This window comes from Mycobacterium sp. WMMD1722, from assembly GCF_049315205.1.
Lineage (GTDB): Bacteria > Actinomycetota > Actinomycetes > Mycobacteriales > Mycobacteriaceae > Mycobacterium.
Genome location: NZ_CP186056.1, coordinates 537106 through 549197, shown reverse-complemented (window position 1 = coordinate 549197; position 12092 = coordinate 537106). Strand labels below are relative to the sequence as shown.

Genomic DNA, 12092 nt, shown 5'->3' with positions numbered 1-12092 from the left:
CTTGCCCCGCGGCGTGGCCCCGCGCGCCGCGCCGCGGCGGCTCACGCGCCGGCTCCCGGTACCGGGCTGAACTGCTCGCCGGCGGGAGCGGGGCCCGGCTGCGGGGATGCGGCGTCGGCCGCCAGGTGATCGGGACCGATCGCGGCCGGCGGTGCGACGGGTGCCGGTGCGGCAGGTGCCGGTGCGACGGGTGCCGGTCCGGCAGGTGCCGGTGCGGCAGGTGCCGGTGCGGGCAGCGCCACCGCGGGGGCGGCAGGCAGCGGCGCAGGCACCGGACCCGGCAGCGGCGCGGTCGGGGCCGTACCGGGGATCGGCGCCCCGGGAACCAGGTGCGGCGCCCCGGGCAGTGCTGCACCCGGCGTCAGGGGGTTCTGGGTCACGCGCACGGGCACCTCCCGAGTATCGACGACGCGCGGGGAATTCCGTGCAGGCGGCGGAGGCGGCGTGTCCTCGGGCAGCGGCGTGTTCAGCGGCGGCGGCGGAACCCCCTCGGCCGGCTTGGGTTTCCCGACGACGACCCAGTTGCCTGCCGGGTCCTGCACCAGATGCGCGGTGTCGCGCGACGGGATCATGCCGAGCTTGCGGGCGGCCTCGGCCAGCGCCGGTGCGGCCTGCGCTTCCAGCACGTCGCGTTCGAGCGCCTCCTTCTGTTGCAGCAGCCCTTGATTCGTCTCCCGCAGTGCACCCAGCTGATAGGACCGCTCGGCCGCACCCGTGGACAGCCACAGCGTGATCGCCAGCCCCAGGCCCAGTGCGCCGATGACCAGCACGACGAAGGGGACCCGCGCGACCAGCTCGCGCGGATTCAGCTCGATGGACGCCAGTTTGACGATCAGCCGCTCGCGCAGCGGCGGCCGAACCACCTTCGGCGCTTTGGCTTTCCGGGCTTTGGCTCGAGCCTTGGCCTGGGTGGCGTTCTTCGGTCGCGCAGGCGGTCCGGCCGGCCGGCCGGTCGGACGCGGAATCGGACTGGTCGCCGGCGCCGACCGCGGATCCCGAGTGGGCCGGGCGCGGCGCGGCGCCGCCTCGGCACCGCGCCGGGTGGCGCGCACCTGCTGACCTGGTTTGCCTCGCTGGTCCCCGCGCACCGGAGCGGATCGCTTGGGCTTCATGACATCTTCCCTCTCCGCAGCTTTCCGGCGTCCTTCTCGGTGTCCTTCTCCAGCGCGCGTAGCCGTACCGGAGCGCTACGCGGATTGCGCTCGATCTCCTCGGCCGAGGCGCGTTCGGCGCCCCGGGTCAGTGCGGTGAATTCGGGTTCGTGGCCGGGGAGTTCCATGGGCAGGCCCTCGGGGGTGCGGGACGCGGTGGCCGCGGTGAACGCCGACTTGACGATGCGGTCCTCCAGCGACTGGTAGGACATCACCGCGATCCGGCCACCACGGTCCAGGGCGGCCAGGGCGGCGGGAATGGCCGCACGCAGCGAATCCAGTTCGGCGTTCACCGCGATCCGCAGCGCCTGGAACGTCCGCTTGGCCGGGTGACCGCCGGTGCGGCGCGCCGGGGCGGGGATGGCGTCATAGAGCAGTTCGACCAGTTCCCCGGTGTGGGTGAAGGGCATGCGGCCGCGGCGGCGCACGATGTGCGCGGCGATCCGGCCGGCGAAGCGCTCCTCGCCGTACTCCCGCAGGATCCGGCTCAGCGCCCGTTCGTCATAGGTGTTGAGGATCTCGGCGGCCGTCAGCGGCACATCCGGGTCCATCCGCATGTCCAGCGGAGCGTCGGCGCGGTACGAGAAGCCCCGCTCGACCCGGTCGAGTTGCATCGACGAGACACCGAGGTCGAACAGGAAACCCGACACGTCCGGGGCCCACGATCCGGATCGGGCCAGCGCGTCGTCGATACCGTCGTAGCGGGTGCGCACCAGCAGCACCCGCTCGCCGAACGGGGCCAGCCGGTCGCCGGCGATCTGCAGGGCGTCGGGGTCGCGGTCGAGTCCGATCAGGCGCAGTGCGGGCAGTTCGGTGAGGAAGCGGTGCGCGTGGCCACCGGCGCCCAGCGTGGCGTCGACCAGCACCGCACCGCGGCCGTCGGCGTGGTGCCGGGTCAGCGCGGGGGCGAGCAGTTCGAGGCAACGGTCCGCCAGGACCGGAATGTGCTGCTCCATCGCCACCCCCCGGGTGCGGGCCCCTGCACCGAGGTCCCCGTCCGAGTCCGCGGTCCTGGCGTCGGGGAAGTACGCCAGGGCCGGCTCGGACAGAGGCCACGATGCACGGGCCGGATCGAAGGCCGGTTCAGATGATGTCGCGCAGAGTTTCATCAGTCGCCGCGGAGAAGTTCTCTTCGTGGGTCTGCTGGTACTCCTGCCAGGCCGCCGCGTCCCAGATCTCGAGGTAGTCGACCGAGCCGATCACCACGCAGTCCTTGGACAGGTTCGCGTAGCGGCGGTGGTCGGACGACAGCGTGATCCGGCCCTGGGCGTCTGGATGTTGTTCGTCGGTGGCCGCGGCCAGGTTCCGCAGGAAGGCGCGAGCGTCCGGGTTGCTGCGCGATGCCTGCGAGGCCCGACGGGCCAGTTTCTCGAATTCCGCCCGCGGATAGACGGCGAGGCTGTGGTCCTGACTCTTGGTGACCATCAACCCCCCTGCCAGTGCGTCGCGGAACTTGGCGGGCAGTGTGAGCCGCCCTTTGTCGTCGAGTTTCGGCGTGTAGGTGCCCAGAAACATCCTGGCCACCTCCTGCCACTCGGAGCCCCGGTCGCTCCGATGCACGCCACTTTACCCCACAATCCCCCACTTTGCGCCATTGATCGGGCCTGGAATGTCGCTACACCCCCACTTCACGCCCCAGCCGGGGCGTTCCGCCGGGTGGAGCTGCGACGCGAGAGACGAAAGCCCAGGTCAGAGTCGGTGGGGCACGGTGGGGGATGCGACGGCGGACCCGGACACGAAAAAGGGGCAGCCCTGGCGGGCTGCCCCTGAGATCGGGTACGGCTATTCGTCGAAGCGGCGGCGGAAGCGATCTTCCATACGACTGGTGAACGAGCCACCCTGCGAACCCCGCTGCCGCTTCTGACGCGAGGCGCCCGACTCCGGCGCCGAGCGATCTCGGCCGCCGGCCACTCGCGGGCCGGTGATCGCGAAGATCACGCCACCGAACATGACGATGAAGCCGAGTACGGACAGAATCGGGAAGCTTCCGATCATGGTGGCCTTGAAGGCCACGCCCGACACCAGCATCGCCAGGCCGACGACGAAGAGCGCAACTCCCTGGAGCCGACGCCGCGCCGACGGCGCACGAAGATTCCCGCCGCGCACACTCGACGCGAATTTGGGATCCTCGGCATAGAGCGCGCTCTCGATCTGATCGAGCATGCGCTGCTCATGATCGGAGAGTGGCATTCGTCCCTCCTCGCCGCCTGCGGCCATTCGTTCAAACGTGGGAGTGCCCGCGTTCACGCGCACTAACAAAATGATACGAGGTCGATCTGGCCTGTACCACCTACTTCGCCCGACGATTGTATGACCTGCACCGCCCGTGGGAGTTCCACACCCGGTCCGCCTGATAATGGACACCGAGCGGACACGCGGCTCACCGAGATCTCCGACAGACGAAGGACACGGCCAGTGGCGACCTTTCTGATCGACCTGTCGCCGGCCGACATGCAGGACCGTCTGACCGACGCGCTGAGCATCTACGTCGACGCCATGCGCTACCCGCGTGGCACCGAGGAGCAGCGCGCGTCGATGTGGCTGGAACACACCCGCCGCACGGGCTGGAAGGCGGTCGCCGCCGTGTCCGTCCCGGACGGCCCCCACGCGCCGGACCCCGCCACGTTGGCCGGCGCACCGATGCTCGGCGTCGCCTACGGCTACTGCGGGGCACCGGATCAGTGGTGGCAACAACAGGTGGTGTCGGGGCTGCAGCGCGTCGGCGCGGCCAACAACCACATCACCGAGTTGATGAGCGACTACTTCGAGCTGACCGAGCTCCACATCGCCCCACCCGCCCAGGGGCAGGGCCTCGGCGAGGCCCTGATGCGCAGGCTGCTGGCCGGCCGAGCCGAAGGGCATGTGCTGCTGTCGACTCCGGAGATCAACGGGGAGGCGAACCGCGCCTGGCGGCTCTACCGCCGGCTCGGGTTCAGCGACGTCATCCGCGACTACCACTTCGCCGGCGATCCGCGGCCCTTCGCGATCCTGGGCCGGGCCCTTCCCCTTTAGCCCTGCCCTTCGAGCCACCCCCCTGCCGGGCATCTGGCACGATGACCCCGTGCGCGCCCGCCGACACCGAACCCGCCTGGTGGCGTGGGTGCTGTTGCTGACGATGCTGCCGATGGTCGTCGGCTGCGTGCGCATCCGCACCTCCATCACGGTCTCCCCCGACGACCGGGTGTCCGGTCAGATCGTCGCCGCGGTCAAACCGCGCTCGGACGACGACAAGGGCCCGCAGCTGCTCAACAACCTGCCGTTCGCCAACAAGGTGGCGGTCTCGGACTACAAGCGCGACGACTACGTCGGTTCGCAGGCGGTGTTCTCCGACCTGACCTTCGCCGAACTGCCCCAGCTGGCCAACATGAACCGCGACGCGGCGGGGGTGGACATCTCGCTGCGCCGGGCCGGTGACCTGGTGATCCTCGAAGGTCGCGTCGACCTCACGTCGCTCAACGACCCCGAGGCCGACGTCACGATCTCGGTCTCCTTCCCGGGCGAGGTGACCTCCACCAACGGCGACCAGGTCAGCGCCGAGATCGTCGAGTGGAAGCTCAACCCCGGGGTGGTCAGCACGTTGAACGCCCAGGCCCGCTACACCGACCCCAGTGCCCGGTCGTTCACCATCGCGGCGATCTGGCTGACCATCGCGTCGGTCGTCGTCGCCGCGGTGATCGGTGGATTGGCCTGGCACAACCGGGATCGCTCCCCCAAGGTGGGCGACCCGGCACCCACCGACGCCTGACGTTCGGCCCGTCCGGCCGGCACAGGCACTACTGTCTACTCCTTGGGGGGCCGAGGAACGCCAGAAAGGGGCGCCTGCTGAGCGTGGACGCAGCGGCACCATCAGCCGTGGAGCTGATTCGGGCCGTCACCGATCAGTTGCGGGAGTATCTGTCGATCCGCCGGCGTGACGCCGCCTACATCGGCACCGACTACGCGGAGCTGACCGCGGCTCTCGAGGAGTTCGTGCTGCGCGGCGGCAAACGGCTGCGCCCGGCGTTCGCCTACTGGGGCTGGCGCGCGGTGACCGACCGGCAGACCGCCGATCCGTCGACCCTGCGGTTGTTCGGCGCACTGGAACTGCTGCACGCCTGCGCACTGATCCACGACGACGTGATCGACGCATCGGCCACCCGACGGGGCCTGCCGACGGTGCACCGCATCTTCACCGACCGCCACCGTGAGCGGAACTGGCACGGTTCGGCCGAACAATTCGGGCTCTCGGCGGCAATCCTGGCCGGGGATCTGTCCCTGGTCTGGGCCGACGACATCGTCGCCACCGCCGATCTGCCGGTCGACGCCCATCGGCGGGTGCAGCGGGTGTGGGCCGACATCCGCACCGAGGTGCTCGGCGGTCAGTTCCTCGACATCGTCGCCGAATCCAGCGGCGCGGACTCGGTGGCGTCGGCGATGACCGTCAACACCTTCAAAACCGCGTCCTATACGGTGTCGCGTCCCCTGCAGCTGGGCGCCGCCGCGGCCGCCGACCGCCCGGACGTCCAGCAGATCTTCCACGAGCTGGGCACCGACCTCGGCGTCGCGTTCCAGCTGCGCGACGACGTGCTCGGCGTATTCGGCGATCCGGCGGTGACCGGTAAACCCTCGGGCGACGACCTGCGTTCGGGTAAGCGCACCGTCCTGCTCTACGAGGCCGTCGAACTGGCCGACAAGACCGATCCGCACGCCGCCGAACTGCTGCGCACCTCAATCGGCACGAATCTGTCCGATGCGCAGGTGCGCGAGGTGTGCTCGGCGATCGAATCGGTCGGCGCGCTGGCCGCGGTCGAGGGCCGCATCGAGCTGCTGTTCCGGCGCTCGCTGGACCTGCTGGACTCCGCCCCGATCACCGCACAGGCGAAGGCAGGGCTGTCCGAGCTCGCTGGATTGGCCGCCAACCGGTCGGCGTAGATCGGCGAACGAGACATGGCGACGCTTGCCCCGAACCCGCCCGGCCACCTCCCGCGGCTGATCGCCTTCGTCAAGTCGGCCGAGGCCAAACCCGCACTGCTCGGGTGCCTCGGCGCGGTGCTGATCGCGGTCGGGGCGCTCGGCGCGGGCAGCACCCGGTTGCACGACCCGCTGCTGGAGTCACTGCACCTGTCGTGGTTGCGCTTCGGCCACGGCCTGGTGCTGTCGTCGGTGCTGTTGTGGGGCGGCGTCGCGCTGATGCTGATCGCCTGGCTGTGGCTGGGCCGGCGGGTCGTCGCCGACGATCCGGCCGAGCGGCCGGACGAATACACGATGGTCGCCACCACCGGGATCTGGCTGCTGCCGCTGCTGCTGTCGGCGCCGGTGTTCAGCCGGGACACCTACTCCTATCTCGCCCAGGGCGCGCTGCTGCGCGACGGGTTCGACCCCTACATCGTCGGCCCGATCGAGAACCCGAATTCCCTGTTGGACAACGTCAGTCCGATCTGGACCACCACCACGGCCCCCTACGGCCCGGCGTTCATCCTGGTCGCGAAGTTCGTCACCATGCTGGTCGGCAACGACGTGGTGGCCGGCACGATGCTGCTGCGGCTGTGCATGCTGCCGGGGCTGGTGCTGCTGATCTGGGCGGCGCCGCGGGTGGCCCGCCACGTCGGCGCCAGCGGGGCGGCCGCCCTGTGGATCTGTGTGCTCAACCCGCTGGTGATCATCCACCTGATGGGCGGCGTGCACAACGAGATGCTGATGGTCGGGCTGATGATGGCCGCGCTGGCTCTGACCCTGGCCCGGCACCCGGTGGCCGGGGTGGGTGTGATCGCGGTGGCCGTCGCGGTCAAGGCCACCGCGGGGTTGGCGCTGCCGTTCATGGTGTGGATGTGGATGCGCCAGTTGCGGGATCGGCGCGGTCACCGGCCACCGTTGGCGTTCGCGATCGCCACCGCCGCGTCATTGTTGATCTTCGTCGCGGTGTTCGCGGTGCTGTCCTGGCTGGCCGGCGTGGGGCTGGGCTGGCTGACGGCGCTGGCGGGGTCGGTGAAGATCATCAACTGGCTGACCCTGCCCACCGCGGCGGCCAACCTGACCAATGCCGTCGTCGGGCTGTTCCTCCCGGTGAACTTCTACGCCGTGCTCGAGGCGACCCGCATCGCCGGCGTCGCGATCATCGCGATCGCCCTGCCGCTGCTGTGGTGGCGCTTCCGCCACGACGACCGCGAGGCACTCGTCGGGATCGCCGCGGTGATGGGCGTGGTCGTGCTGTTCGTACCGGCCGCGTTGCCGTGGTACTACACCTGGCCGCTGGCCGTGGTGTCGGCGCTGGCCCGGTCCCGGCGCGACATCGCACTGATCGCCGGATTCTCCACGTGGATCATGGTGATCTTCAAACCCGACGGGGCCCACGGGATGTACTCCTGGCTGCACGTCGGGCTGGCCACCGCGTGTGCGGTGGCGGCGTGGTACTCGCTCAGGAGGCCGGTCAGTAAGCCGGTCAGTAAGCCGGTCAGTAAGCCAGAGCCTGGGCCCGGCGCACCACCTCACGAGCCTGATGGGAGTGCAGCGCGTCGACCGGCCTGGCGTTGGTCTGCCGTTCGGTCGAACCGTCGCGGCTGATCGTCAGCGACTCATCCGGGGTGAACAACCAGCGGATGATCTCGGTGTCGCCGTAGCCGCCGTCACGCAGGACGACGAGCAGCCCCGGCAGTGCCTTGGCGACGTGTCCACGGTCGTCGAAGAAGATCTTGGGCACCACCAGCTTTCCGTCGCGCCGCACCGCCATCAGGTGGCCTTCACGCAGCTCGTGGTGCACGCGGGTGACCACCATGCCGAGCAGATCGGCGACAGTGGGCAGATCGTAGACGGGCTCGTCGGGGTCGAGGACATCGTCGGCGGCGGGAATGCTCACGCATCGAGTCTAGGGTCCCCGGTCCGGCTCGTAACATGTGTTCGATGCAGCCCAATCCGCCGACGGATCCGCTCCTCGGTGCCGTGCTGGACGGGCGCTACCGCGTCGACGCCCCGATCGCCACGGGCGGCATGTCGACGGTCTACCGCGGACTGGACGTCCGGCTGGACCGGCCGGTCGCCCTGAAGGTGATGGACTCAAGGTATTCGGGCGACCAGCAGTTCCTCACCCGGTTCCAACGCGAGGCCAAAGCCGTGGCCCGGCTCAAGGATCCGGGCCTGGTCGCGGTGTACGACCAGGGCCTGGGGAGCCCCGGCGGGCCGCCGGCCTATCTGGTCATGGAGCTGGTCGAAGGCGGCACGCTACGGGAGCTGCTGCGCGAACGCGGCCCGATGCCCCCGCACGCGGCCGCGGCGGTGCTGGGCCCGGTGCTGTCCGGGCTGGCCGTCGCGCACCGCGGCGGCCTGGTGCATCGCGACATCAAACCCGAGAACGTACTGATCTCCGACGACGGCGAGGTCAAGATCGCCGACTTCGGCCTGGTACGCGCCGTCGCCGAAGCCCAGATCACCTCCACCAGCGTCATCCTCGGCACCGCGGCGTACCTGTCCCCCGAACAGGTGGGCACCGGCAGCGCCGGACCCCGCAGCGACGTCTACTCCGTCGGCATCCTGGCCTACGAAATCCTCACCGGCACCACCCCGTTCACCGGGGACAGCGCACTCGCGGTGGCGTATCAGCGGATGGATCACGATGTGGCACCGCCCAGCCGGATGATCGCGGGGGTGCCCCCGCAGTTCGACGAAATGGTGCTGCGCGCGACCGCCAGAGACCCCGCCGACCGTTTCGCCGACGCCCTCGAGATGGGCGCCGCGCTCGACGATCTGGTCGACGAGCTGAACCTGCCGCCGTTCCGGGTGCCCGCCCCGCGCGACTCCGCCGAACATGCCTCGGCTGCGCTGCTACACAGCCGGCCGCCCGACGACCACGTCCGCACCGACGATTTCCGCCCGGGCCCACCGCAGCAGGCACCGGAACCGCCGCGACAACACACCCGCGTCATGGACGCCGTGCCCGGTCCGAAGACCCGCTTCGCCGGTATCGACATCGCCGACCTGCAATGGGCGCGTCAACGCGCCAAACGGACCCTGCTGCTGTGGGTGATCGCCGTGCTCACCCTCACCGGGCTGGTGGCCGCCGGCGCCTGGACGCTGGGCAGCAATCTGCCCAACCTGCTGTAGTCAGTCCCGCAACATCTCCGCCACGAGGAACGCCAGCTCGAGGCTCTGCTGGGTGTTCATCCGCGGATCGCACGCCGTCTCGTAGCGGCCGGCCAGATCGGTGTCGGAGATGTCCTGGGCACCGCCCAGGCATTCGGTGACGTTCTCGCCGGTGATCTCGACGTGGATACCGCCCGGGTGGGTGCCCAGCGCGCGGTGCACCTCGAAGAAGCCCTGTACCTCGTCGACGATGCGGTCGAAGTGCCGGGTCTTGTAGCCGGTCGACGATTCGTGGGTGTTGCCGTGCATCGGGTCGCACTGCCAGATCACCTGGTGGCCGGCGGCCTGGACCTTCTCGATGATCGGCGGCAGCAGATCGCGGACCTTGTGGTTGCCCATCCTGGTCACCAGGGTCAGGCGGCCCGGCTCGTTGCGCGGATCGAGCCGTTCGACGTACTCGACCGCCGCCTCCGGGGTGGTGGTCGGTCCGAGCTTCACGCCGATCGGGTTGGCGATGGTCTCGACGAACGCGATGTGTGCCCCGTCGAGCTGGCGGGTGCGCTCGCCGATCCATACGTAATGGGCCGACAGATCGTAGAGGCGCGGTTCGGGATGCTCGGTCGGGAAGTCGTTGGACAGGCGCAGCATGGCCCGCTCGTAATCCAGTACCAGCGCCTCGTGGCTGGCGAAGATCTCGGCGGTCTTCAGATTCGGGTCGTTGACCCCGCAGGCGTTCATGAAGCGCAGTCCGCGGTCGATCTCACCGGCCAGCGCCTCGTAGCGGGCCCCCGCCGGCGAGGTGCGGACGAATTCGCGGTTCCAGTCGTGCACAAGATCCAGTGAGGCCAGTCCGCCGGAGGTCAGTGCGCGCACCAGGTTCATCGCCGCGCTGGCGTTCGCATAGGCCCGCACCAGCCGCGACGGATCGTGTTCGCGCAGGGCGGCGTCCGGGGCGAAGCCGTTGATCATGTCGCCGCGGTAGGACCGCAGACCGAGCGCGTCGATATCGGCCGAGCGCGGTTTGGCGTACTGCCCGGCGATGCGGGCCACCTTGATCACCGGCATGCTCGCGCCGTAGGTGAGGACGACGGCCATCTGCAGCAGGGTGCGGATGTTGGCGCGGATGTGCGGCTCGGTGTTGTCGGCGAAGGTCTCGGCGCAGTCCCCGCCCTGCAGCAGGAACGCCTCGCCGCGCGCCACGTCGGCCAGCAGCGACTTCAGCCGCTCGATCTCCGAGGCGACGGTGATCGGCGGCACGCTCTCGAGCACCGTACGCATCGCCGACGCCATCTCGGGGTCCCAGCTGGGCTGCTGCACAGCCGGCTTGGCGAGCGCGGCATCGAGCCGTTGCCGCAGGTCATCGGGCAGCGGCGGCAGGTCTGGCAGCTGTTCGATGGGAACGTCGACGGTCCAGTTCACCCGTCAATGGTAAGTCAGGCCCGCGACGGGCCCTCCAGGCCGACCACGCCGGTCATGATCCGGTAGCGCAGCAGATTGTGCTTGGCGTCGACCAGTGCGTCATGGGCGTCGCGCGGACGCGGCGGCATCCGCGGTGAGCCGCGCTCCTCCCAGAACTGCCGCAGTTCCCGGGTGAACCGCGGCATCTCGGGCGGCAGGTTGGTCATCGGACCCCACAGCTGGCAGAGCACCACATGGTCGTAGGCGCCGACCCAGGCCCACAGCTCGATCGGCTCGGGGCCGTCGATGCCGAAGAAATCCTCCAGCTCCTCGCGGATCTGCCGGCGGGACCGCCAGAGCTTCGAGGCCGGCGACGGCAGTTTGGGCAGCACGTGCTTGCGCACCCAGCTGCCGGCTCGCTCCGGGTCGAACTCGGTGGACACGGCGTAGTACTCCCGGCCATCCTCGGCGGCCACGCCGATCGAGATCAGCTCGATGGTGCGGCCGTTGTCGATGAACTCGGTGTCGTAGAAGTAGCGCATCAGCCTCCGGCCGCCTCACCCGCGGGGACCGGCTGCGGGGCGGGTGCGGCATGGATCTCGCGGTCGAGCTGCTCGTTGACCGTGGCGTCGTCGGGGAAGTGCGGCTCCCCGGCCACCACGTGCTGCACCCACAGCTTGGCCTGGACCACCGGCCTGCGCAGCCGGCGCTCCCGCTCCAGCGCACGGTGCATCTTGCGGGGCCGGGTGGTGTAGCGCCACCGGGCCCACGGCGCGTGCGGGCGGGACAGCCGGATCGCCCCGACGACGAGCAGCGGCATGAAGAACATTCCGACCAGGCCTGTCCACACCTTGCCCTTGAGCAGCACGATCACGGCCACCGCCAGGGTCAGGATCGCCAGCACGATCACACTGGTCCGGGCGGCGATGCTGTGATCGTCCCGCCAGAACCCGACGTCGAAGAACGACAGCGGGTTGAGGCCGAGGATCAGCAGGCCGGCGACGGCCACCGCGGCGAACACCGCATCCACCGAGGTGCGGCCGTCCTCGGACCAGTACACGTCGGACAGGTGCAGGATGAGGGCGAACTCGTCGAGCACCAGGGCCGCACCGATGCCGAAGAAGGTGGCGGCCGCGGTCATCTCCGGCACCCCCCCGTTGATGGCCAGTGTCACCATCGTCAGGCCCGACAGCAGCACCAGCACCACGCCGAAGACGACGTGGTGGATGTGGGTGCCGCCGGCGGCGGAGATGTTGCGGGGCTGCCACCACCGCCGCGGGGCGTCGCTGTCGGCGTGGCTGCGGATGTAGCGCACGATCGTGCGGGTCACCAGGAACGTCAACAGGAACGCGATCAGGCAGAACAGCAGCGGCAGGCGATCGGAGGTCACGAAATCCAACCGCTGTTCAATGGCGTCGTGCACGGTCGAGAACTTACGCCGCGCCCGCCGGATCGCGACCGCGATACCACTCGACTCGCCGGGCCACCGAT

At 69.8% G+C, this 12092-nt stretch carries 13 protein-coding genes; 5 read left to right on the top strand and 8 right to left on the bottom strand.

The features are described 5' to 3' along the window. Window positions 1–41: 41 nt before the first annotated feature. From ACN27E_RS02565 to ACN27E_RS02550, 4 genes are all read right to left on the bottom strand, one after another. Window positions 42–1112 (bottom strand): hypothetical protein, encoded by a 1071-nt coding sequence (locus tag ACN27E_RS02565; protein WP_422746456.1) that lies wholly within the window; start codon window positions 1110–1112, stop codon window positions 42–44. Beyond that, on the bottom strand, window positions 1109–2260 hold the full coding sequence (gene rsmH, locus ACN27E_RS02560) for a 16S rRNA (cytosine(1402)-N(4))-methyltransferase RsmH (RefSeq protein ID WP_422746455.1): 1152 nt from the start codon (window positions 2258–2260) through the stop codon (window positions 1109–1111). Before rsmH ends, ACN27E_RS02565 begins: the two co-directional genes overlap by 4 nt. Next, complete coding sequence (gene mraZ, locus ACN27E_RS02555; protein ID WP_207361594.1) at window positions 2235–2666, bottom strand: division/cell wall cluster transcriptional repressor MraZ; 432 nt, start codon at window positions 2664–2666, stop codon at window positions 2235–2237. The genes rsmH and mraZ overlap by 26 nt, the downstream gene beginning before the upstream one ends. A gap of 267 nt (window positions 2667–2933) precedes the next feature. Next, window positions 2934–3341, bottom strand: coding sequence for a DUF3040 domain-containing protein (locus tag ACN27E_RS02550; RefSeq protein ID WP_422749548.1), 408 nt, complete (start codon window positions 3339–3341; stop codon window positions 2934–2936). 225 nt (window positions 3342–3566) lie between these two features. On the opposite strand from ACN27E_RS02550, the gene ACN27E_RS02545 reads away from it, so the two are divergent. The 4 genes from ACN27E_RS02545 to ACN27E_RS02530 all read left to right on the top strand — a co-directional run bounded on the left by ACN27E_RS02545 (window position 3567) and on the right by ACN27E_RS02530 (window position 7691). Beyond that, complete coding sequence (locus ACN27E_RS02545; RefSeq protein WP_422746454.1) at window positions 3567–4163, top strand: GNAT family N-acetyltransferase; 597 nt, start codon at window positions 3567–3569, stop codon at window positions 4161–4163. Between the two features lie 103 nt (window positions 4164–4266). Beyond that, entirely contained in the window at window positions 4267–4896 is a 630-nt protein-coding gene (locus tag ACN27E_RS02540) for an LppM family (lipo)protein (RefSeq protein ID WP_422749546.1), read from the top strand. Window positions 4897–4979: 83 nt separating this feature from the next. Beyond that, on the top strand, window positions 4980–6062 hold the full coding sequence (gene idsA2 / locus ACN27E_RS02535) for a bifunctional (2E,6E)-farnesyl/geranyl diphosphate synthase (RefSeq protein WP_422746453.1): 1083 nt from the start codon (window positions 4980–4982) through the stop codon (window positions 6060–6062). Between the two features lie 15 nt (window positions 6063–6077). After that, a complete protein-coding gene (locus ACN27E_RS02530) occupies window positions 6078–7691 on the top strand; it encodes an alpha-(1->6)-mannopyranosyltransferase A (protein WP_422746452.1) in 1614 nt (537 codons plus the stop codon). Here the strand turns inward: ACN27E_RS02530 and ACN27E_RS02525 are convergent. Next, window positions 7582–7983, bottom strand: coding sequence for an Rv2175c family DNA-binding protein (locus ACN27E_RS02525; protein WP_422746451.1), 402 nt, complete (start codon window positions 7981–7983; stop codon window positions 7582–7584). The genes ACN27E_RS02530 and ACN27E_RS02525 overlap by 110 nt on opposite strands. A 35-nt stretch (window positions 7984–8018) precedes the next feature. On the opposite strand from ACN27E_RS02525, the gene ACN27E_RS02520 reads away from it, so the two are divergent. Beyond that, window positions 8019–9224: a protein kinase domain-containing protein gene (locus ACN27E_RS02520; protein WP_422746450.1), complete on the top strand. Its 1206-nt coding sequence runs from the start codon at window positions 8019–8021 to the stop codon at window positions 9222–9224. Here ACN27E_RS02520 and ACN27E_RS02515 read toward each other — a convergent pair whose 3' ends face one another. From ACN27E_RS02515 to ACN27E_RS02505, 3 genes are read right to left on the bottom strand one after another with little or no spacing between them, the layout of a single operon-like run. Beyond that, entirely contained in the window at window positions 9225–10622 is a 1398-nt protein-coding gene (locus tag ACN27E_RS02515) for a class II 3-deoxy-7-phosphoheptulonate synthase (RefSeq protein ID WP_422746449.1), read from the bottom strand. A gap of 14 nt (window positions 10623–10636) precedes the next feature. Further along, window positions 10637–11143 (bottom strand): polyadenylate-specific 3'-exoribonuclease AS, encoded by a 507-nt coding sequence (locus tag ACN27E_RS02510; RefSeq protein WP_422746448.1) that lies wholly within the window; start codon window positions 11141–11143, stop codon window positions 10637–10639. Continuing rightward, window positions 11143–12024 (bottom strand): hypothetical protein, encoded by an 882-nt coding sequence (locus ACN27E_RS02505; protein WP_422746447.1) that lies wholly within the window; start codon window positions 12022–12024, stop codon window positions 11143–11145. Before ACN27E_RS02505 ends, ACN27E_RS02510 begins: the two co-directional genes overlap by 1 nt. Window positions 12025–12092 lie beyond the last annotated feature (68 nt).